This is a genomic window from Streptomyces beihaiensis (genome assembly GCF_026274175.1).
Classification (GTDB): Bacteria; Actinomycetota; Actinomycetes; order Streptomycetales; family Streptomycetaceae; genus Streptomyces; species Streptomyces beihaiensis.
This window is the reverse complement of record NZ_JAPHNL010000327.1, coordinates 1-20,206: the sequence shown is the minus strand read 5'-3', so window position 1 is coordinate 20,206 and position 20,206 is coordinate 1. Positions and strand designations below refer to the sequence as shown.

Sequence of the window (20,206 nt, the reverse complement as noted above, 5' to 3'; positions counted from 1 at the left end):
CAGCGCTTCGGACGGGCTCAGGTCACGTCGTCGTAGCCGTTGATCCGGTCACCGCCCCGGCCGCCCCGGTCGGCCTCGCCGCTCGCCTGCTCGGGCAGCACGTGCCCGGCCGACACGGACTCGACCTCGCCGATGTCCTCCGGGGTCAGGTCGAGGTCGGATGCCTCGTCGTCGCCGGGACCCTCGGCCTCCCGGCGTGCCCTGCGCCGGTCGTTGAACAGGGAGAAGCCCACGGCTGTGAAGAACAGCACCCAGATCGGCGCCGCGAGCGCCAGCATCGAGATCGGATCGGCGCCGGGCGTGGCCACGGCCGCGAAGGCGGCGATGCCGACGACCATGCCGCGCCACCAGCCGCTCATGCGCTTGCCGGACAGGATGCCGGTGAGGTTGAGCATGACGAGCAGCAGCGGCATCTCGAAGGCGAGGCCGAAGACCACCACCATGCGCGTCACCAGATCGAGCATGTTGTCCAGTGGCAGCAGGTTCTCCGCGCCCTTGGGCGTGAGGTCGATCATCACCTTCGCCGTGGTGGGCAGCACGTGGTAGGCGAGGTAGCCGCCGCCGATGAAGAGCGGGAAGCCGAAGCCGACGAACGCGTAGGCGTACTTCTTCTCGCGGCGGTGCAGGCCCGGCGCGACGAACGCCCAGACCTGGTAGAGCCAGACCGGTGCCGCCACCACGACACCGGCGGTCAGCGATGCCTTCAGTGCCAGCGTGAAGGGCGCCAGCAGGCCGCTGACCGTGAGGTGCGCACAGTGGGTGTTCTTCGACTTCGCCAATTCCCCGAAGGACTGCGTGCAACCGACCGAGCGCAGAAGCGGCTCGGTGATGAAGTCGATGATGTCCCGGTAGAAGAAGGCGGCCACGATCGTGACGACGACGATCGCCAGGACACCCTTCGTGAGCCGGTTGCGCAGCTCACGCAGATGATCCGCGAGCGGCATCCGCCCCTCGGGATCTCTCTCCTGCTTGCGGGCAGACTTGGGCAACCCACATCCTCATCTCGTGCAACGGACCGGACGCCCGGCCCTCTCGTCAGCGCTGGGTGGTGGTGTCCGTCGGCTCGTTGACCGGGCGGGAGCTGGTCACATCACCGGGCGCGGACTGGATGGTGCGCTGAGCGGACTGCTCCTCGGCGGGCTGGGCGGGGGTCGTGGTGGTGGAGGACTTGCTCTCGCCCTTCATCGCCTTGGCCTCGCTCTTCAGGATGCGCGCGGACTTGCCGAGCGAGCGCGCCATGTCCGGAAGCTTCTTGGATCCGAACACAAGGACGATCACCAGAACCAGGAGCACCAAGTGCCACGGCTCAAGTGCGTTGCGGAACATAAGTCTTCACCTTCTCACTGAGGCGGGGCGGCTGGGCGTGTCCGACGGGTCGGACAACTGTCTGACCATCGTGCTGGCAGCGATCGTAACGCGCAGGGGTGAACGCAGAACAATCCCTGTGCATACTCCCGCTCTCTGCGGACCGCGCCTCGGATCCCGGGCCGCGACCAGCAGCGTACCTGGCCGGAGAGGCAAGGTGACAGGGCGAAGTGACCCAAAACGCCTGACCTGAGCAATCACGACGCGTCCGCGGCACGGGCCACGCCCACGGCCGCCCGTTCCAGGTCCTCGGCCGCGCGGTTGATCCGCCGTGTCGTGTCCGCGACTTGACGCCCGAGGCGGTGCGCCTCGACGAACACCTTGGCCGCGAAGACCGCCAGCACGGTAAGCCCCACGAAACCCACAGCAACCGCCAGCATCGCCCAGAACATGCGCCGAGCCTAACGCCTGCCCGGCCGACCGCCGCACCAGCCGCCGCGCCGCCCGCTACACCGTCCGGTGCAGCCGCAGGGTGCTCACCCCGCCACCCGTGAGCAGCTCGATGATGCGCTCGCCCGCGGGCTTGCGCACCGCCGACCCGCACTCCGGGCACGTGAACGAGTAGAACGTGGTCCTGCGGCTCGCCCCGATCGCCAACCGCAGCGCGGCCGCCGCCAGTTCGAACCGCGCCCGGCACTGAGGGCAGGCGGCCTTGAACACGACGGGGCCTTGCCCGAGGTGACCTGAATGTCCTGAAGATCCGGTACGCTCGCCGTGCCCGGCGTGCCCGGGCGCAGTGGTCGTCGTGTCGGCCATCGCCTCACGCCGCCTCGTCGTACCCGGCGAGCGCCTGACGCGCCGCCTGCCGCGCGCTGTCGGCAAGGTCGGCCGGGGCCACGATGTGTCCGTCCCCGCCGAGCCGCAGCGCGAGCCTGCGCAGCGAGGACGGGTCCGGCGTGCGCAGCGTGACGCGCAGCCCGCCGTCGGGCAGTTCCTCGGCGCTGTCGTGCGGGTAGTACTCGGCGACCCAGCGCCCGCCGGGGCCGACCTCCACGACGACCTCGGGGTCCTCCGCGGCGGGCTGCACAAGCCCCTCGGACAGGTCACGCGGCTCGATCTGCGGCGGCCGCGACGCCTCGTCGAGCACCCGGATCTCCGCGACCCGGTCGAGCCGGAACGTACGCCGTGCCTCCGACCTGCGGCACCACGCCTCCACGTACGTGTGGCCGACGCTGACGAGGCGGATGGGGTCGATCTCCCGCTCGGTCACCTCGTCGCGCGCGGGCGAGTAGTAGCGGATCCACAGCCGACGCCGCTCGGAGATGGCCCGGTCGACGTCGGCGAAGACCCCGCCCTCCGACTCGAAGGTGACCGAGAGCCGCGCCGATGCGCTCGCCACCTCACCGGCCGCCGCCTCCAGCTTCGCCGTAGCCCGCAGCAGCGCCAGCCGGTCACTCTCGCGCAGTCCCGGCAGCGTGGCCACCGCGCGCGCCGCCACGAGCAGCGCGGTCGCCTCGTCGGCGGCGATCCGCAGCGGCTCGGCGGCCTCCGCCGACAGGGCGGCCGGGTTGTGCCACCAGATGCGGTCTCCGTCGGTGTCGATGTCGAGCAGGTCGCCGCCGCGGAAGCTGGTGCCGCACAGCGGAAGCACGTCGAGGTCGCTGATCAGCTCGTCCTCGGTGATGCCGAAGGCGCGCGCGACGTCGCTGACGCGGGCGCCGGGGCGCTCGCGCAGATACGTCACCAGTGACAGCATCCGCCGCGTCTGGTCGATGGCGTTGACGGCCATGCTCGTTGCTCGCTCTCCTCAGTCCTGCCCTGCCCTGCCCGGTCGCGCGCGGCCCGCGCTCAGCCCTTGGCCACGGCGCGCAGCCGGTCCACCACGTCCGCCCGCAGCTCGGCGGGTTCGAGCACCACCACGTCGGGGCCGAACTCGACGAGCCAGGCGTCGAGCCCGTGCCCGTACGGAATCTCCACCTCGTCCCAGCCGTCGCCGAGGTCCCGCACCGAGACCGCCTTGGCGCGCAGCGGGTAGCCCGCGCCCGCGCGCAGCCTGATCAGCGCCGAACGGTCGGCGCGCTCCCCCGCCCACCCGGCGACGGTCTCGCGCACCGTCACCACGTCCGGCACGGGCGCCTGGAACCGTCCGGCGCGCGAGCGCACCCTGCCGGTGATCCGGGAGAGCCGGAAGACGCGTTCGGCCTGCCGGTCGCGGTCCCAGCCCGCCAGGTACCAGTGGCCGCGCCAGCACTCGAGGGCCCACGGCTCGACGTGCCGGGTCTCGGGGCGGGCGGCGGTCGCCTTGCGGTAGTCGAAGACGACGGGCCGCCGGTCCCGGCAAGCCAGCATCAGCGGCTCGAAGGCAGCCTCGTGCACCGGGATGCGGGGCTCCAGAGCGCCGTGCGTCTCGTACGGGTCCACGTCCTCCGGCATCCCGGCCGCGCGCAGCTTCTGCAGGGCTCCGCTCGCGGCACCGGCGAGGCGGGCCTGCTGCCACACCTTCGCGGCCAGGCCGAGCGCGGCGGCCTCCTCGGCGTCGAGCGAGACGGGCGGCAGGCGGTTGCTGTCGCGGCGGGCCAGATAGCCGACCTCGCCGTCCAGGTTCTCCACGGTGTCGATGACCAGGCCGAGCTCGCGCAGATCGTCCTTGTCACGCTCGAACATGCGGTTGAAGGCGTCGTCGCTGCCCGCCTCCAGATATGCCTCTAGGGAGGCGCGCAGTTCGCGCTTGGCCAGCGGACGGCGCGCCCCGAGCAGACACAGCGCCAGATTCATCAGCCGCTCGGCCTTGGCAATCGCCATCGACGCCCTCTCGCCCTCTCCGCACTCCGCCGGCTCCGCCCGGCCCCGCGGGCTCCGCGGACTCCGTCACGAAGCTCCCGACCGTTGACCGTACCGCTCCGGGGTGTCGTGGCAAAAGCCGAGGACAAGAGGTGCATCCCGAAGGGAGCCGGTTGAGGGCGGTGGAGGGAGACGGGAGGGCCATTGCCAGGAGGCAATGACCCTCGGTTCGTTCACATCCGGTCATCGACCGGCATGCGGCGCGTCCGATCAGACGGAGACCAGGTCACAGACGAAGATCAGCGTCTCGCCCGGCGCGATCTTGCCACCGGCGCCACGGTCGCCGTACGCCAGGTGCGGCGGGATGATCAGCTGGCGGCGCCCGCCGACCTTCATGCCCTGCACACCCTTGTCCCAGCCGGCGATGACCATGCCCGCGCCGAGCTGGAACTGCAGCGGAGTGCCCCGGTTCCAGCTGGCGTCGAACTCCTCACCGGTGGAGAAGGACACGCCCACGTAGTGGACCGCGACGTTGTCGCCCGCCTTGGCCTCCGGCCCGTCGCCCTCCCACAGGTCCTTGATCTCAAGGTCCGCCGGGGGCTCGCCGCCGGGGAAGTCGACCTCAGGCTTGTCCTGGTTCTTCACGTAAATCGCTCCAGCTTCTGCTGCTTGTGCTGCCCTCTGCATGCGAGCAACCGGGACAGTCTGCCATCCGGCGCCCGCGGAACCGAAGCGGCTCAGTGCGCGGCGAGGATGTCGACCACGAAGACCAGCGTCGAGTTCGCGGGCAGCGTCTTGCCCTTGTCCTGCTTCCCGTACGCCTCGTCGGCCGGGATCACGAGCAGCACCCGGTCACCGACGTGCTTGCCGACCAGACCCTTGTCCCAGCCCTTGATGACCTGGCCCGCCCCGATGGCCGTCGTGAACGGGCGGCCCGTCTTCCACGTCGAGTCGAACAGCTCCGCCTTGTCCTTGCCCTCGTTGAGCTGCCAGGCGGCGCCGCTGTACTGCATCGTGACCGTCTGGCCGCTCTTGATCTCGGCGCCCTTGCCCTGGATGAGGACCTTGTCCACAAGGCTCTTCGGCGGGGCGCTCTTGGGGACCGAGATCACCGCGGGCGCGGGCGCGTCCGCCTTGACCTGCGGAAGGTTCGACGGGATCGCGGCCTGCTTGCCCTCGGCCTTCTTCGGGATCACCTTGCCGACGTCCACGGCGAAGATCAGCGTGTCCGAGCCGGAGATACCGACCTGCGGATTGCCCTGGGAGCCGAAACCGGCGGCAGGCGGCGCCACGACCAGCACCCGGCTGCCTTCCTTCTGCCCGACCACGGCCTGGGCGAACGCCGGGAGCTGGCCCGCGGCCGCTCCCGCGACCACCATCTGGTCACCGCCGCCCTTGGCGCCGTAGGTGGTGCCGAGGTCCTTGCCGCCCTTCCACACCTTGCCGGTGAAGTTCATCGACACCAGGTCGTTCTTCTTCACCACCGGGCCACTGCCCTGCGACAGCGTGTGCACGACGAACTTGCCGCTCGGGTCGCCCTTGGGCACCGTGATCGTCGCCTTCTTGCCGAACGCGCCCGTCACCTTCGGCATCGGCGCGGCGGTGTCGACCGCCTTCGGCACGGCGGTCGCCTGCGCGGACGAGGACGAGTCCGCCTTGTCCGCCGTGTCCTTCTTGCCGTTGTCGCTGCCGCAGGCCGTCGCGGTCAGTGCCAGTGCCGGCACGATGAGTAGAGCTGCAATTCGGCGTCGCACAGTGGTCCTCTATCACTCGAATACGGTGCGGCCACTCTAGGCCCTCCCGCACCCGTTCCGAGGCCGCGCGACGACCCCGTACGAATGATTCGCACGGGGTCGAGCACACGCTCCACAGCCGTCCGCTACATTCCGGCGATCAGCTTCTCCACCCGGTCGTCCACGCTGCGGAACGGGTCCTTGCACAGCACCGTGCGCTGCGCCTGGTCGTTCAGCTTCAGATGCACCCAGTCCACGGTGAAGTCACGGCGCTGCTCCTGCGCACGCCGGATGAAGTCACCGCGCAACCGCGCGCGCGTGGTCTGCGGCGGCACCGACTTGCCTTCGAAGATCCGCAGGTCGTCGCAGATCCTGGCGGCCTGACCCTTCTTCTCCAGCAGGTAGTACAGGCCCCGGCGCCGGTGGATGTCGTGGTACGCGAGGTCTATCTGCGCGACCCGGGGATGCGACATCGTCATGTTGTTCTTGGCCCGGTACCGCTCGATCAGCTTGTACTTCATGACCCAGTCGATCTCGGTGCCGATCCGGTCCAGGTCCTCGGACTCGATGGCGTCCAGGGCCCGGCCCCACAGCTCCAGGACCCGCTCCACGGTGCCGGTGCGGATGCCCCGGCGCTCGCAGAAGTCCACGGCCTTCTCGTAGTACTCGCGCTGAACCTCCAGCGCCGACGCCTCCCGGCCGCTGGCCAGGCGCACCTTGCGGCGGCCCGTGATGTCGTGGCTGACCTCGCGGATCGCCCGGATCGGGTTCTCCAGGGTCAGATCACGCATCACCGTTCCGGCCTCGATCATGCGCAGCACAAGATCGGTCGCACCGATCTTGAGGAGCATCGTCGTCTCCGACATGTTCGAGTCGCCCACGATCACATGCAGACGGCGGTAGCGCTCCGCGTCCGCGTGCGGCTCGTCGCGCGTGTTGATGATCGGCCGAGAGCGCGTCGTCGCCGAACTGACGCCCTCCCAGATGTGCTCGGCCCGCTGGCTCACGCAGTACACCGCACCGCGCGGCGTCTGCAGCACCTTCCCCGCGCCGCACAGCAACTGCCGTGTGACCAGGAACGGAATGAGAATGTCCGCGAGCCGCGAGAACTCCCCGTGCCGCGCCACCAGGTAATTCTCGTGGCAACCGTAGGAGTTTCCCGCCGAGTCGGTGTTGTTCTTGAACAGATAGACGTCGCCCGCGATCCCCTCCTCGTGCAGGCGGCGTTCGGCATCGACGAGCAAGCCCTCCAGAATGCGCTCGCCCGCCTTGTCGTGCGTGACCAACTCCGTCACGTTGTCACACTCCGGCGTTGCGTATTCCGGATGTGACCCGACATCGAGATACAGGCGGGCCCCGTTGCGCAGAAAGACATTGCTGCTGCGGCCCCATGACACGACACGGCGGAAGAGGTACCGCGCCACCTCGTCAGGAGACAGGCGGCGCTGTCCCCTGAACGTGCACGTGACGCCGTACTCGTTCTCCAGCCCGAAAATGCGGCGGTCCATGACTGAACATTACGCCCGATCACCCGAGCTGAAACGGGGTTCGACAGCACGGTTCGGATCATTTTCCGACGACAGGGCGACACGCCCGGCCGTACGCGGCTGAGCCAACACCCGCGCCGTGGCCAGCAGCACCAGCAACGCCACCGTCCCCGTCGCCCCCGGCACCGCGAACCCCCACCGCGTGCCGCCCCACTCGACGACCGGTCCGGCCACGGCCGTTCCCGCACTCGCCCCCACCATGAACGTCGTCACCAGCCACGAGAACGCCTCGGTCACCGTGCCGCGCGGCGCATGACGGTCCACCACGATGAACGCGCACGCGATCGCCGGCGCCAGGAACACCCCCGCCACCACCGTCAGCAGCACCATCGGTACCGGCCCCGGCACCAACGTCAACGGCACGTAACACAGCGCCAAGAGCGCCACCAGCCGGCGCAGCCGCACCTCCGCCGCACCACTCCACTGCCGTGCCCCGTACACCGCGCCGCCCACCAGCGCACCGAGCCCGATCGCCGCCATCATCCACCCGTACACCGCGTCGCCGCCGTGCCCGTCCGCGTACGACACCGCCGCCACGGTGATCGAACCGAGCGCGAGACCGATGAACAAGAAAGCCGCGAGCAGGGCGAGCAGCCCCGGCGACCTGAGCGCACCCAGCCAGTGCGCCTCGCGCGGCGCGCTGCGCCACTCGCGTGACGGTTTCGACACCACCACCGACAGCGCGCCGAGCACGCCGATCACGTTCAGCACGACCAGGGCGGCCCCAGGCGACCACAACGACACGCACAACGTCACCAGCAGCGGCCCGACCGTGAACATGACCTCCTGCGCGATCGCGTCCATCGCGTACGCCACGTGCACCTGCTCCTCGCGGGGCAGCACGCTCGGCCACAACGCCCGCAGACCGCCCTCCAGCGGCGGTGTGAACAGACCTGCCAGCGCCACTGACCCGTACGCGGCCGCCGGCGAGCCCGTCCCCGCGAACGCGAACCACGACATCGCCAGCGCCGACACCACCGCCGCGGGAAGCTGCACCCTCGGCTGACCGCGCAGATCGATCAGACGGCCCAGGACCGGCTGTCCCACCGCGTTCGCCACCCCGTACACCGCCGCGAGCGCCCCCGCCAGGCTGTACGTACCTCCCTGGTCGCGGACGAACAGCACCATCGCGATCGGCGCGGTGGCGTTCGGCAGGCGGCCCACCAGCGTGCCCACCAGCAGCCGTACCGCGTGCCGCGCCCTGAGGATCTCTCCGTACCCGGTCGCCATCGACCCGCCTCACCCCGAAGTTTTACGTATAACGCCGGAGGTTATACGTACCATGTCGCCAGCTCCGGGTCCACCGCCACCGAGCACCCCGGCCCCACCCACGCCCCACACGACCCCAACCCGAGGAGTCCCCCCGTGACCAGCGGCAAGGAGACGCCCGAGAACAGCGGCCCGGACGGCACCGGCGCCACCCGCCCCACCAGCCGCGACGTCGCCCGCGCCGCCGGAGTCTCCCAGGCCGCCGTCTCGCTCGTCATGCGCGACAAATGGCACGGCCGCGTCTCGGCCGCCACCGCCGACCGGGTCCGCACCGCCGCACGACAACTCGGCTACCGCCCCAACCTCGCCGCCCGCAACCTGCGCCTCGGCCGCACCCGCACCGCGCTCCTCGTCGTCCCCGCGCTCACCAACGAGTTCTTCGCCGGCGTCTACACCGGAGCCGCCCGCATCGCCGCGCGGCACGACTTCGGCGTCGTCCTCTACCCCTCACCCGAGGGCACCGGCCGGGCCCGCGACCCGTTCCCCTCGGCCAGCGCGGCCCTGGACGGCATCATCGCCTCCTCCATGGCCGCCGACGCCGTCACCGCCCTGCGCGGCGACGGCGGAGACGACCTCCCCCTCGTGATGCTCGACAGCGACCCGACGGCCGACGCCGCCGCCACCGTCAACCTCGACCTCGCCGACGGCATGCGGCAACTCACCGAACACCTCCTCGCCCGCGGCCACCACCACTACCTCCACGTCGCCTCGGCCATCGACTCCTGGACCTTCGACGTACGCGCCCGGGAACTGGCCGCCCGCATCACACCACTCACCGGCACCACGCTGCGCACCGTCCGCTCCGGACTCACCGTCGACGCCGCCCGCACCGCAACCGAACGCGCCCTGCGCACCAGCGGCCTCGACCGCCCCACCGCCATCGTCTGCGACGACGACAAACTCGCCGCGGGCGCCTACAAGGCCGCCCGCCGCCTCGGACTGCGCGTCCCCGACCAGCTCTCCGTCACCGGCTTCGACGACCTCGCCCTCGCCACCGCCGTCGAACCCGAGCTCACCACCGTCCGGCTCCCCGCCGAGGAGTTCGGCGAACGCGGCATGGCGGCCCTCATCGCCCTGCTCGAGGGCCGCACCCCCGACACCACCCCACTACCGGTACGCCTCGTCCCCCGCGGCTCGACCGCACCCGCACCGCCGACCGGCGGCTGACCGAGAAAAACCCCGGCGGCCGACGGACCGAAATCCGCCACCCGCCGGGGTACTTGGGAGCGCTACTACTCCTCCGACTCGTCCGAAGGCGTCTCGTCGGAGACCGCCTCCGACTCCGCCTCACTCGTCGCGGCCTGACCCTCGGCCGTCAGCAACCGGGACAGCTGACGCCCCGTGATCCGCTTGAACTTCCGCTGCTGCGGCCGCGTACGGTCCAGCACCGCCACCTCAAGGCGCTCCGCGGGAATCTCCCGCTCACTCCCGTTGGTGTCGCGCGACAGCGCCTGCACCGCCAGCTTCAACGCCTCCGACAAGGACATCCCGTCCTGGTGCCGCTGATCCAGGAACCCGCTGATCTGCTCCGCGTTACCGCCGACCGCCACCGAACCGTGCTCGTCCACGATCGACCCGTCGTGCGGCAGCCGGTAGATCTGGTCACCCTCCGGGGTCTCACCGACCTCCGCGACGACCAACTCCACCTCGTACGGCTTCTCCCCCGCGCTGGAGAAGATCGTGCCCAATGTCTGCGCGTACACATTCGCCAGACCACGCGCCGTCACATCGTCACGGTCGTAGGTGTAACCCCGCAGATCCGCGTAGCGCACGCCACCGATCCGCAGATTCTCGTACTCGTTGTACTTACCGGCGGCGGCGAACCCGATCCGGTCGTAGATCTCGCTGAACTTGTGCAGCGCACGGGACGGGTTCTCACCGACGAACACAATGCCGTCGGCATACTGCAGCACGACCAGGCTGCGACCGCGAGCAATGCCCTTGCGCGCGTACTCCGCACGGTCGGCCATCGCCTGCTGAGGTGAGACATAGAACGGCGTCGACACCGGATCCGTCCCTTTCTGTCGGTGAACAATCAGTGAGAAGCAGGGGCGGGGCTACTGCTACAGCAGGTCGGCCCGCGGACCGTCCGGCTGCTCAAGACGCCGCGCCAGAATCCGCCGCGCGATCTCGGACGACTCGTCGTCCGACAACCGCCGGAAACCGTCTTCCGTGATCACGGTCACGATCGGGAAGATCCGCCGCGCCACGTCCGGACCACCGGTGGCCGAATCGTCGTCCGCCGCGTCGTACAGCGCCTGCACGACCAGCGTCGTCGCCTGCTCCTCCGACAGGTCGTCCCGGAACAGCTTCTTCATCGCACCCCGCGCGAACACCGACCCGGAACCCGTGGCCGCGAAGCCGTGCTCCTCGCTGCGGCCACCCGTCACGTCGTACGAGAAGATCCTCCCCTTCTCCCGGTCGACGTCGAACCCGGCGAACAGCGGCACCACGGCCAGGCCCTGCATCGCCATTCCCAGATTCGACCGGATCATGGTCGACAGCCGGTTCGCCTTGCCCTCGAGTGAGAGCTGCGCGCCCTCGACCTTCTCGAAGTGCTCCAGCTCCAGCTGGAAGAGCTTCACCATCTCGACGGCCAGACCGGCCGTGCCCGCGATACCGACGGCCGAGTACTCGTCCGCCGGGAACACCTTCTCGATGTCGCGCTGGGCGATCACATTGCCCATGGTCGCCCGCCGGTCGCCGGCGAGCACGACGCCGCCGGGGAACGTCACGGCCACGATGGTCGTGCCGTGCGGCGCCTCGACGACCCCCTGCACGGTCGGCAACTGCCGGTTGCCCGGCAGCATTTCGGGCTGGTGCTCGGAGAGGAAGTCCATGAAGGACGACGACCCTGGCGTCAGGAAGGCAGCCGGCAGACGCCCGGTGCTACGAGTGTTGGCTTCCACGCGTTTCCTTCCAGGTAAGCGGTGGCTCGGCGAGTCGTGTCGGGGGCGTCCCCCAACTTGCCGATGGCCGAATTGCAGTTGAAGCACAGTACGCCACGGACCCTACCCGTCTCGTGGCAGTGATCCACATGTGCGGGCGATGCCTTGCGGCAGATCGCGCAGAGGCCCGTCCGCGAGGCGGCCATCTCGTCGCGCTCGGTTTCGGTGAGGTCCGCGCGAAGGCTGCTCGCGGCTTCTCCGCAGGACATCGCGAGCAGCGCTTCACACCGGGTTCATTCCCCATCCCACGCCGCACCTTCAATTCGAAGGTGAAATCACTCTCCACCCTTCTGAACGAAAGACCGGACGAAGTCCTCGGCGTTCTCCTCAAGAACATCGTCGATCTCGTCCAGAACCGAGTCGACATCGTCGCTCAGCTTCTCCTGGCGCTCCTTGAGATCCTCGGTCGCCTGCGCGTCCTGCGCCTGCTCCTCGGTCTCCTCGGTGGAACGCGTCGCCTTCTGCTGCCCGCCGCCGGTGTCCTTGGTCGCCATGCTCGCTCACCCCGCTCGGTTCGACGTTCGTGGTAGGCCGTTCTTGATCAGACCCTACAAGCCGGGTCCGACATCGGCCCCGCAGTTGGTTCAACGTGCGGAGCCCACCTGTGTGATTCCCCGTCGCCCGGGATTTCAGCCGCCGGAGAGGACCCTGACCAGATCTTCCGCCGTGCGGCACCGGTCGAGCAGCTCCTTCACGTGGTTACGCGTTCCGCGAAGCGGTTCGAGCGTGGGAACGCGCTGGAGGGAGTCGTGGCCGGGGAGGTCGAAGATGACCGAGTCCCAGGAGGCCGCGGCGACGTCGTCGGCGTACTGCTCCAGGCAGCGGCCGCGGAAGTAGGCGCGGGTGTCCTCAGGGGGCTGCGTGCGGGCCCGCTCGACCTCGGCCTCGTCCAGGAGGCGCTTCATCTTGCCGCGGGCCGCCAGGCGGTTGTAGAGGCCCTTCTCGGCCCGTACGTCGGCGTACTGGAGGTCGAGCAGGTGCAGCTTGGCCGCGTCCCAGTCGAGGCCGTCGCGGCGCCGGTAGCCCTCCATCAGCTCCCGCTTGGCGACCCAGTCCAGCTCGCCGGAGAGGCTCATCGGGTCGGCCTCGAGGCGGCCCAGGACGTCTTCCCAGCGGGTGAGGACGTCCTTGGTCTGCTCGTCCGCGTCGGCGCCGTGGCGTTCCTCCACGTATTTCCTGGCGAGCTCGTAGTACTCCATCTGGAGCTGGACCGCGGTGAGTGTACGGCCGCTGCGCAGCGTGATCAGCTGCTGGAGCGTCGGGTCGTGGGAGACCTGGTGCAGGGTGCGTACGGGCTGGTCGACGGCGAGGTCGACCGCGATGAAGCCGTCCTCGATCATGGCCAGGACCAGGGAGGTCGTACCGAGCTTGAGGTAGGTGGAGAGTTCGGAGAGGTTCGCGTCGCCGATGATCACGTGGAGGCGGCGGTATTTCTCCGCGTCGGCGTGCGGCTCGTCGCGGGTGTTGATGATGGGGCGCTTGAGAGTCGTCTCGAGGCCCACCTCGACCTCGAAGTAGTCCGCGCGCTGGCTGAGCTGGAAGCCGTGCTCGTGGCCGTCCTGGCCGATCCCGACCCTTCCCGCGCCCGTCACGACCTGGCGCGAGACGAAGAACGGGGTCAGGTGGCGCACGATGTCCGAGAAGGCGGTCTCCCGCTTCATCAGGTAGTTCTCGTGGGTGCCGTAGGAGGCGCCCTTGTTGTCGGTGTTGTTCTTGTAGAGGTGGATCGGCTGGGCGCCGGGGAGCTGGGCGGCCCGTTCGGCGGCTTCGGCCATGATGCGTTCGCCGGCCTTGTCCCACAGGACGGCGTCGCGGGGGTTGGTGACCTCGGGGGCGCTGTATTCGGGGTGCGCGTGGTCGACGTAGAGGCGTGCGCCGTTGGTGAGGATGACGTTGGCCAGGCCGATGTCCTCGTCGGTGAGCTGGCTGGCGTCGGCGGCCTCCCGTGCGAGGTCGAAGCCTCGGGCGTCGCGCAGCGGGTTCTCTTCCTCGAAGTCCCAGCGGGCCCGGCGGGCCCGGTGCATCGCCGCGGCGTAGGCGTTGACGATCTGGGACGAGGTGAGCATGGCATTGGCGTTGGGGTGGCCGGGGACGGAGATCCCGTACTCCGTCTCGATGCCCATTACTCGCCGTACGGTCATGCGGCCCTCCTTGCCCGGCGGCGCCCTCGGTCGGGGGCGTCGCTCAAGTACCGCTCGTTCTCCGATGCGTGTGCGGTGCCCGTCCCCGCACTGCGCGACTTGGCGGCACTGAAGAGCCTAGAGCGCCTTTGCGCTGGTGGGGAGATCATTTGCGTCATTCGATTCGCTCCGGCTTCGAGCGGGTGGTCGCGCGGTCGGCGCCTGGAAAACAGTGGGCTGCGGGTACCCGGTGGGCACCCGCAGCCGCCCCTGCTTGTTACAGGTACTGACCGGTGTTCGCCACCGTGTCGATGGAGCGTCCGGTGTCCGCGCCCTGCTTTCCGGTGACGAGGGTGCGGATGTACACGATCCGCTCGCCCTTCTTTCCGGAGATGCGGGCCCAGTCGTCCGGGTTGGTGGTGTTGGGAAGGTCCTCGTTCTCCTTGAACTCGTCCACGCATGCCTGGAGGAGGTGGGAGACGCGCAGGCCCTTCTGTTTCTTGTCGAGGAAGTCCTTGATCGCCATCTTCTTGGCGCGGCCGACGATGTTCTCGATCATGGCGCCGGAGTTGAAGTCCTTGAAGTAGAGGACTTCCTTGTCTCCGTTGGCGTAGGTGACTTCGAGGAAGCGGTTCTCCTCAGACTCGGCGTACATCTGTTCGACGGCGGTCTGGATCATGCCGTGCACGGTGGCCGCCTTGTCGCCGCCGTGTTCGCCGAGGTCGTCGGTGTGCAGGGGCAGGCGGTCGGTGAGGTACTTGCCGAAGATGTCCTTGGCCGCTTCGGCGTCCGGGCGCTCGATCTTGATCTTCACGTCGAGTCGTCCGGGCCGCAGGATGGCCGGGTCGATCATGTCCTCGCGGTTGGAGGCGCCGATCACGACCACGTTCTGCAGGCCCTCGACGCCGTCGATCTCGGCGAGCAGCTGCGGGACGATGGTGTTCTCCACGTCGGAGCTGACGCCGGAGCCACGGGTGCGGAAGAGGGACTCCATCTCGTCGAAGAAGACGATGACGGGGGTGCCCTCGCCGGCCTTCTCGCGGGCGCGCTGGAAGACGAGGCGGATCTGCCGCTCGGTCTCACCGACGTACTTGTTGAGAAGTTCGGGACCCTTGATGTTGAGGAAGTAGCTCTTGCCCTGCGCCTGTCCGGTCACCTCGGCGACCTTCTTGGCGAGGGAGTTGGCGACCGCCTTGGCGATCAGGGTCTTGCCGCAGCCGGGCGGGCCGTACAGAAGGACGCCCTTGGGCGGTCGGAGTTCGTGCTCCTTGTAGAGGTCGGGGTAGAGGTAGGGAAGCTCGACCGCGTCCCGGATCAGTTCGATCTGGTTGCCCAGGCCGCCGATCTGGTCGTAGCCGATGTCCGGGACCTCTTCGAGGACGAGTTCCTCGACCTCACTCTTGGGTACGACTTCGTAGACGTATCCGGAGCGGGGTTCCAGGAGCAGGGCGTCGCCGGCGCGGATGGTGGCGTCCAGGAGCGGCTCGGCGAGCCTGACCACCCTTTCCTCGTCGGTGTGCCCGATCACCAGGGCGCGCTCGCCGTCCTCCAGGACTTCCTTGAGGGTGACGATGTCGCCGACGCTCTCGAACTCCATGGCCTCGACCACGTTGAGCGCTTCGTTGAGCATCACTTCCTGGCCGCGGGTGAGCTCGTCGAGCTCGACGCTCGGGCTCACGTTCACGCGGAGTTTGCGGCCGCCGGTGAAGATGTCGGCGGTGCCGTCCTCGTTCGCCGAGAGGAAGACACCGAAGCCGGCCGGGGGCTGTGCGAGCCGGTCGACTTCTTCCTTGAGGGCCACGATCTGGTCTCGGGCCTCGCGGAGTGTGGCGGCGAGTCGCTCGTTCTGGGCGGAGACGCCGGCCAGGTTGGTCTGCAACTCGACGATCCGCTCTTCGAGAATCCTCGTGTGCCGCGGAGAGTCGGCGAGCTTGCGCCGCAGGACGGCGATTTCCTGCTCGAGATAGGCAATCTGCCCGGCCGGGTCGTCGGACCCTCGTCCCGGGCGGATGCCGCGGTTGATGTCGTCGTCGTGGGCTGCCACGGTCCTCACCTCCTCCAAGGGGAGCTGGACGCTTCCAGACCCTACCTGGGCGGGTGTCGATTGAAACCCCTAGATCAAAAAGACGGTAGGGGTGTGTCCGATCTTCACCCTTGCGCTCTCCCTCACGCCAGGGCAATACCCACTCAACAACATCGGAAAGCGGCCGGTTGTAGGGTCGAAGTGTTCAACACCCGTCAGACCTGGCCCGATTTACTCCCTGGAGGAGGTTCGGAGGAGGTTTTCCGGGGCCGTGACGCAGGAAAGCGCAGGAGACATGAGCGTGCAGCAAGAGGCCGGTTCCACCACGGACGGCGGTGCCGGTGGCGGGGATCCGCTGGAGGTGTGGATCGATCAGGACCTGTGCACCGGGGACGGGATCTGCGCCCAGTACGCGCCCGAGGTCTTCGAGCTGGACATCGACGGGCTCGCGTATGTGAAGAGCGCGGACGACGAGCTGCTGCAGGAGGCCGGAGCGGCGGCGCCGGTGCCGCTGCCGTTGTTGACGGACGTGGTGGCGTCGGCCGAGGAGTGTCCGGGCGACTGCATTCATGTGCGGCGGGTTTCGGACAGGGTCGAGGTGTACGGACCGGACGCGGAGCGAGTGTCCGGCGACAGTGCGTGACGATACGGGGAGGGCCCCGGACACCGGCTGCGGTGTCCGGGGCCTTTCTGGTCCGGTCAGACGCCGCGGGCCTCGGCGTCGGCGGGGGTGGAGCGGACGAACGCGCCGTTTCGCCATTGCCACTTGGCCGTGTCGTGGATGTCGGGGCGGTAGCGCGGCACGTCGGGGGACGAGTAGCCGTCGAGGGTGGCGGTGACGGCACCGCCGCGTATGCGCAGGTCGCTGACCGTGTAGTGGTCCTTGGGGTCGACCAGGGTCGCGACGATCCGCGCGCGGGCGCCGGGCGTCTGGGTGAGCACGTAGACGCCGCTGGGCGGGGTGCCGGTGCCCGCGTCGCAGTGGACGACCGCGACGGTCTCGGGTCTGCCGTCGCCGTCGAGGTCACCGACGGCCTTGTGCTGCACGACGGGTTTCACGGGGCCGCACACGAGCGGGAAGCGGACGGTGGCGGGATCGGGCGGGGCGGCGCTCTGGCCGCGGGTGCCGATCCGGCCGTGGTCGTTCTGCGCGGCCGTGGCGGAGTCCGGCTGGAGGAATCCGCAGACCGCGACGACGGCCGCGAGGGCGGTCGCGGTGGCCAGCCAGTGGATGGGACGGGTGGTGGTGTGCGCCAGTTCCGGGACGGCGGGTTGCTGCACTAGGAGTGTCTCCCGTGAGGGCTGTTCCGGTGGGGGGTGGCCAGCATCGTGCCATACGTCACAGTGGAGGGGAACGGCGGGGTCGGGGGTTTGTGCGGCCGTGACCTCGGCCGTGGCGCGTGCGTGGTGTCACCCGGTGGGGCAACGTGCGGGCGCCGCCGCGCGGTTCCCGTTCCGGGTGGGAACTGCGCGGCGGCGCCGGTGCGTTGTGGGTGTGCCGTGAGTGTGGTGCAAGTGTGCTGTGTGCGGCGGCGGTCAGCGGCCGCGGGCTCCGCCGTCGGCGTTGGGGCCTTCGTAGTCCTCGCCGTAGGCGCCCTTGGCGGGGCGGCGTCGGCGCATCGGCGGCTCGACGCCGTCGGCGAGGCGGCGGGCGGTGAGCAGGAAGCCGGTGTGACCGATCATCCGGTGGTCGGGGCGGACGGCGAGGCCCTCCACGTGCCAGTTGCGGATCATCGTCTCCCAGGAGGTCGGCTCGTTGAAGCAGCCGATCTCGCGGATGGACTCGACGGTGCGGGCGAGCTGCGTGGTCGTGGCGACGTAGCAGCACAGGATGCCGCCGGGGACGAGCGCCTTGGAGACGACGTCGAGGCATTCCCAGGGCGCGAGCATGTCGAGGATGACACGGTCGACGTCGCTGTCGGACAGGTTGTCCTGCAGGTCGCCGACGGTGAGCTGCCAGGCGGGGTGGGGGCCGCCGAAGTAGCGCTCCACGTTGCCCTTGGCGATCTCGGCGAAGTCCTCGCGGCGCTCGTAGGAGTGGAGCATGCCCTGGTCGCCGATGGCGCGCAGCAGGAAGCTGCTGAGCGAGCCGGAGCCCACGCCCGCCTCGACGACGCGGGCGCCGGGGAAGATGTCCGCGAAGCTGAGGATCTGCCCCGCGTCCTTGGGGTAGACCACGGCGGCGCCGCGGGGCATGGACAGGACGTAGTCGGGGAGCAGGGGGCGCAGCGCGAGGTAGGCAACGTTTCCGGTGGTGCGGACGACGCTGCCCTCGGGTGCGCCGATCAGCTCGTCGTGCGGGAAGGAACCCTTGTGGGTGTGGAAGTTCTTTCCCTCTTCGAGCGTGAACGTGTAGTGGCGGCCCTTGGGGTCGGTCAGCTGTACCTGGTCCCCGACCTTGAAGGGCCCGCGCCTGCGGGCGGCACCGGTCGGTTCGGACATGTGACCAGCCTACCGGTCCTGGGCGGGCCGGCCGACCAGGGCGGGTGGAGCCGCCGGTCGGGCGCTGGGGTCAGCCGGGGCGGGCGGTGGGGTCAGTTGGGGCGGGCGGTGGGGTCAGTTGGGGCGGGCCATGGCTTTCACGAAGGCGCGTTCGACGTCGGCGGCGGAGAGGACGCCGTAGATGGCACCGTCGTCCTCGACGACGAGGTATTCGGTGGCGGGGGTGGCGCGGAGGGTGTCGAGGAGCTCTTCGCCGGAGAGTTCGGCGGAGACGCGCATACCGTCGGTGAGGTCCTGGGCGAGGGAGCTGACGGCGACCCAGGGGCGGCGGTGTTCGGGGACGCCGACGATGGCGGCTTCGCGGACGAGTGCGCGGGGCTCTCCGTCGGCGTCGACGACGACGAGGGCACGGGCGCCGGCCTCGTTGGCGCGGCGCAGGGCCTCGGAGAGAGGGGTGGCGGCTTCGACCGGGACGGCGCGGCGGGTGAGGGTGCGGGCGCGCAGCTCGGGGAGGTGTTCGCGCAGGCGGGCCATGCGCAGGCTGTTGCCCGCGCCGGTCCAGATGATCGCGGCGAGGATGGCGGCGAGCAGTGCGTCGGTGACGGTGTTCATGCCGCCGGTGTCCTCGGCGCTCTTGCCGAGGACACCGGTCTGGGTGAGCAGGGGCAGACCGATGAGGACCGAGATGGCGAGGGCGCGGCCGACCCAGGCGGCGGCGACGGTGCCGCTCATGGGTTTACCGGTGATCTTCCAGACGACCGCGCGGAGCATGCGGCCGCCGTCCAGGGGCAGGCCGGGCAGGAGGTTGAAGACCGCGACGATGAGGTTGGAGATCATCAGCCCGGCGAGCAGGACGCCGGGGACGGTGCCGGGGTCCACCGCGCGCATGCCCAGGTAGAAGACGCCGGAGAGGACGAGGGAGAGGAGCGGCCCGACGAAGGCGAGGACGAATTCGCGGCCGGGGGTCTCGGACTCCTTCTCGATCTCGGAGACGCCGCCGAAGAACTGCAGCTGGATGCGGCGCACGGGGAGTTTGAAGCGCAGGGCGGCGACGGTGTGGGCGAGCTCGTGGACCAGTACGGAGGCGTAGAAGGCGACGGCGAAGAAGAGGGCCACCAGGTAGCGGGCGGCACCGAGTCCGGGCAGCACGCGGTCGAGCTGGCCGCCGAAGACCCAGGTGATGAGCGCGGCGACGATGAACCAGCTGGGCGCGACGTAGACAGGCACGCCGAAGGGACGGCCCATGAGCAGCCCACCACGCGGCTCCGGTGGTTTGGCGGGCTTCTTCCGCGCCCCGGAGGCCGCGGTGGCCCGCTCCGGGTGCCGGTCTCCGGCATTCGGCGCCCTCCGCTCGGGCGCCGCCGCCCCGAGAGGCGGTTCTTGCGGCCGTGCGGGGACTCGGGGCGGTTCGGGCGGTTCGGGCGGGCCGGACGGTTCGGGCGGGCTTGCGGGCTCTGCCCGGTCTTCCGGATCGGCCCGCGCGTCTGCGTCAGCAGCGCGCTCCGGTTCATCGGGCGTCGTGGAGGCGGGGCCGCCCCTCTCCGTGGTGGCCTGGGCGTTCACGGACACCCGGGCATCCTCTGGGGTTTGGGCATCCTCTGGGGTTTGGGCATCCTCTGAGCTCTGGGCATCCTCTGGCGTCTGGGCGTCCTCCGGCGTTCGCCCGTTGTCCGGGGCCGGGCCGTCCTCCGACGCCCGGCGATCCTCTGCCGCCCGACCGCTGTCCGGGGTCACGCCGCCCTCCGCCCCCCGGCCATCCACTGACGCCCCGCCGTCACCCAGGTCCGCGCCGCCCTCCGTCGCCCGGCCCTCCCGGGACGGCCGACCGTCGTCCGGCCCCCGGCCCCCCACCGACATCCGGGCGTCCCCCGGCACCCGGCCGGTCACGGGCGCTCGGCCGTCCTCCGGTGCCCGGCCGTTCCCGGGAGTGCCGTCGCGCTCGTCGGTCCCGTCGTGCCAGGGTGTCGGCGCCGCCTCGGCGCGGGGTGGCCGGGCGTCCGTGGTGAGGGGAGCGTCCGGGTCGTCCGGTGTCGGGGAG

Annotated in this window: 21 protein-coding genes; 2 read left to right on the top strand and 19 right to left on the bottom strand. The window is 69.9% G+C overall.

Annotated elements, in window-relative coordinates; translation table 11 throughout:
- Positions 1-17 precede the first annotated feature (17 nt).
- The 10 genes from tatC to OFY01_RS30120 all read right to left on the bottom strand — a co-directional run bounded on the left by tatC (position 18) and on the right by OFY01_RS30120 (position 8,596).
- Complete coding sequence (gene tatC, locus OFY01_RS30165; RefSeq protein WP_266605311.1) at positions 18-989, bottom strand: twin-arginine translocase subunit TatC; 972 nt, start codon at positions 987-989, stop codon at positions 18-20.
- Between the two features lie 46 nt (positions 990-1,035).
- A complete protein-coding gene (gene tatA / locus OFY01_RS30160) occupies positions 1,036-1,326 on the bottom strand; it encodes a Sec-independent protein translocase subunit TatA (RefSeq protein WP_266605309.1) in 291 nt (96 codons plus the stop codon).
- A gap of 236 nt (positions 1,327-1,562) precedes the next feature.
- Positions 1,563-1,757, bottom strand: a complete 195-nt coding sequence (locus tag OFY01_RS30155; protein WP_266605307.1) for a hypothetical protein — start codon at positions 1,755-1,757, stop codon at positions 1,563-1,565.
- A 55-nt stretch (positions 1,758-1,812) separates the two neighbouring features.
- The gene (locus OFY01_RS30150; protein ID WP_266605305.1) at positions 1,813-2,121 is read right to left on the bottom strand and encodes a hypothetical protein; all 309 of its coding nucleotides are present in this window, start codon (positions 2,119-2,121) and stop codon (positions 1,813-1,815) included.
- A 4-nt stretch (positions 2,122-2,125) separates the two neighbouring features.
- Positions 2,126-3,094: a helix-turn-helix transcriptional regulator gene (locus tag OFY01_RS30145; protein ID WP_266605303.1), complete on the bottom strand. Its 969-nt coding sequence runs from the start codon at positions 3,092-3,094 to the stop codon at positions 2,126-2,128.
- A gap of 59 nt (positions 3,095-3,153) precedes the next feature.
- Positions 3,154-4,107, bottom strand: a complete 954-nt coding sequence (locus OFY01_RS30140; protein WP_266605301.1) for a helix-turn-helix transcriptional regulator — start codon at positions 4,105-4,107, stop codon at positions 3,154-3,156.
- Positions 4,108-4,356: 249 nt separating this feature from the next.
- Positions 4,357-4,731 carry an FKBP-type peptidyl-prolyl cis-trans isomerase gene (locus OFY01_RS30135; RefSeq protein ID WP_266605299.1) on the bottom strand — a complete coding sequence of 125 codons (375 nt, stop codon included), beginning with the start codon at positions 4,729-4,731 and terminating at the stop codon, positions 4,357-4,359.
- 92 nt (positions 4,732-4,823) lie between these two features.
- A complete protein-coding gene (locus tag OFY01_RS30130; protein WP_266605297.1) occupies positions 4,824-5,840 on the bottom strand; it encodes an FKBP-type peptidyl-prolyl cis-trans isomerase in 1,017 nt (338 codons plus the stop codon).
- A gap of 125 nt (positions 5,841-5,965) precedes the next feature.
- A complete protein-coding gene (pafA, locus tag OFY01_RS30125; protein WP_266605296.1) occupies positions 5,966-7,327 on the bottom strand; it encodes a Pup--protein ligase in 1,362 nt (453 codons plus the stop codon).
- 9 nt (positions 7,328-7,336) lie between these two features.
- The gene (locus OFY01_RS30120; RefSeq protein ID WP_266605295.1) at positions 7,337-8,596 is read right to left on the bottom strand and encodes an MFS transporter; all 1,260 of its coding nucleotides are present in this window, start codon (positions 8,594-8,596) and stop codon (positions 7,337-7,339) included.
- 135 nt (positions 8,597-8,731) lie between these two features.
- Between OFY01_RS30120 and OFY01_RS30115 the strand changes: the two genes are divergently transcribed.
- A complete protein-coding gene (locus OFY01_RS30115; RefSeq protein WP_266605294.1) occupies positions 8,732-9,802 on the top strand; it encodes a LacI family DNA-binding transcriptional regulator in 1,071 nt (356 codons plus the stop codon).
- A 65-nt stretch (positions 9,803-9,867) separates the two neighbouring features.
- On the opposite strand, the gene prcA is transcribed toward OFY01_RS30115, so the two are convergent.
- The 6 genes from prcA to arc all read right to left on the bottom strand — a co-directional run bounded on the left by prcA (position 9,868) and on the right by arc (position 15,747).
- Positions 9,868-10,641, bottom strand: coding sequence for a proteasome subunit alpha (gene prcA, locus OFY01_RS30110; RefSeq protein ID WP_266605293.1), 774 nt, complete (start codon positions 10,639-10,641; stop codon positions 9,868-9,870).
- A 57-nt stretch (positions 10,642-10,698) separates the two neighbouring features.
- Positions 10,699-11,544, bottom strand: coding sequence for a proteasome subunit beta (gene prcB / locus OFY01_RS30105; protein WP_266605291.1), 846 nt, complete (start codon positions 11,542-11,544; stop codon positions 10,699-10,701).
- Positions 11,496-11,792, bottom strand: a complete 297-nt coding sequence (locus OFY01_RS30100) for an endonuclease VII domain-containing protein (RefSeq protein ID WP_266605289.1) — start codon at positions 11,790-11,792, stop codon at positions 11,496-11,498. Before OFY01_RS30100 ends, prcB begins: the two co-directional genes overlap by 49 nt.
- A 66-nt stretch (positions 11,793-11,858) precedes the next feature.
- Positions 11,859-12,077: a ubiquitin-like protein Pup gene (locus tag OFY01_RS30095; RefSeq protein ID WP_266605287.1), complete on the bottom strand. Its 219-nt coding sequence runs from the start codon at positions 12,075-12,077 to the stop codon at positions 11,859-11,861.
- Positions 12,078-12,212: 135 nt separating this feature from the next.
- Positions 12,213-13,724: a depupylase/deamidase Dop gene (gene dop, locus OFY01_RS30090; protein ID WP_266605285.1), complete on the bottom strand. Its 1,512-nt coding sequence runs from the start codon at positions 13,722-13,724 to the stop codon at positions 12,213-12,215.
- A 256-nt stretch (positions 13,725-13,980) separates the two neighbouring features.
- Positions 13,981-15,747 (bottom strand): proteasome ATPase, encoded by a 1,767-nt coding sequence (arc, locus tag OFY01_RS30085; RefSeq protein ID WP_266605283.1) that lies wholly within the window; start codon positions 15,745-15,747, stop codon positions 13,981-13,983.
- Positions 15,748-16,021: 274 nt separating this feature from the next.
- Here arc and OFY01_RS30080 point away from each other — a divergent pair, with 274 nt between their 5' ends.
- Positions 16,022-16,369: a ferredoxin gene (locus OFY01_RS30080; protein ID WP_266605281.1), complete on the top strand. Its 348-nt coding sequence runs from the start codon at positions 16,022-16,024 to the stop codon at positions 16,367-16,369.
- A gap of 56 nt (positions 16,370-16,425) precedes the next feature.
- On the opposite strand, the gene OFY01_RS30075 is transcribed toward OFY01_RS30080, so the two are convergent.
- The 3 genes from OFY01_RS30075 to OFY01_RS30065 all read right to left on the bottom strand — a co-directional run bounded on the left by OFY01_RS30075 (position 16,426) and on the right by OFY01_RS30065 (position 19,902).
- Positions 16,426-17,007, bottom strand: coding sequence for a hypothetical protein (locus OFY01_RS30075; protein ID WP_266605279.1), 582 nt, complete (start codon positions 17,005-17,007; stop codon positions 16,426-16,428).
- Between the two features lie 255 nt (positions 17,008-17,262).
- Positions 17,263-18,168 carry a tRNA (adenine-N1)-methyltransferase gene (locus OFY01_RS30070; RefSeq protein ID WP_266605277.1) on the bottom strand — a complete coding sequence of 302 codons (906 nt, stop codon included), beginning with the start codon at positions 18,166-18,168 and terminating at the stop codon, positions 17,263-17,265.
- A gap of 114 nt (positions 18,169-18,282) precedes the next feature.
- Complete coding sequence (locus OFY01_RS30065) at positions 18,283-19,902, bottom strand: site-2 protease family protein (protein WP_266605323.1); 1,620 nt, start codon at positions 19,900-19,902, stop codon at positions 18,283-18,285.
- Positions 19,903-20,206 lie beyond the last annotated feature (304 nt).

What these genes read in the sequence shown, in the direction of transcription:
- OFY01_RS30150 (WP_266605305.1), bottom strand. Translation starts at nt 2,121, where the DNA reads ATGGCCGACACGACGACCACTGCGCCCGGGCACGCCGGGCACGGCGAG.
- OFY01_RS30155 (WP_266605307.1), bottom strand. Translation starts at nt 1,757, where the DNA reads ATGTTCTGGGCGATGCTGGCGGTTGCTGTGGGTTTCGTGGGGCTTACC.
- OFY01_RS30140 (WP_266605301.1), bottom strand. Translation starts at nt 4,107, where the DNA reads ATGGCGATTGCCAAGGCCGAGCGGCTGATGAATCTGGCGCTGTGTCTG.
- tatA (WP_266605309.1), bottom strand. Translation starts at nt 1,326, where the DNA reads ATGTTCCGCAACGCACTTGAGCCGTGGCACTTGGTGCTCCTGGTTCTG.
- OFY01_RS30100 (WP_266605289.1), bottom strand. Translation starts at nt 11,792, where the DNA reads ATGTCCTGCGGAGAAGCCGCGAGCAGCCTTCGCGCGGACCTCACCGAA.
- OFY01_RS30145 (WP_266605303.1), bottom strand. Translation starts at nt 3,094, where the DNA reads ATGGCCGTCAACGCCATCGACCAGACGCGGCGGATGCTGTCACTGGTG.
- dop (WP_266605285.1), bottom strand. Translation starts at nt 13,724, where the DNA reads ATGACCGTACGGCGAGTAATGGGCATCGAGACGGAGTACGGGATCTCC.
- OFY01_RS30070 (WP_266605277.1), bottom strand. Translation starts at nt 18,168, where the DNA reads ATGTCCGAACCGACCGGTGCCGCCCGCAGGCGCGGGCCCTTCAAGGTC.
- OFY01_RS30120 (WP_266605295.1), bottom strand. Translation starts at nt 8,596, where the DNA reads ATGGCGACCGGGTACGGAGAGATCCTCAGGGCGCGGCACGCGGTACGG.
- OFY01_RS30080 (WP_266605281.1), top strand. Translation starts at nt 16,022, where the DNA reads ATGAGCGTGCAGCAAGAGGCCGGTTCCACCACGGACGGCGGTGCCGGT.
- OFY01_RS30095 (WP_266605287.1), bottom strand. Translation starts at nt 12,077, where the DNA reads ATGGCGACCAAGGACACCGGCGGCGGGCAGCAGAAGGCGACGCGTTCC.
- pafA (WP_266605296.1), bottom strand. Translation starts at nt 7,327, where the DNA reads ATGGACCGCCGCATTTTCGGGCTGGAGAACGAGTACGGCGTCACGTGC.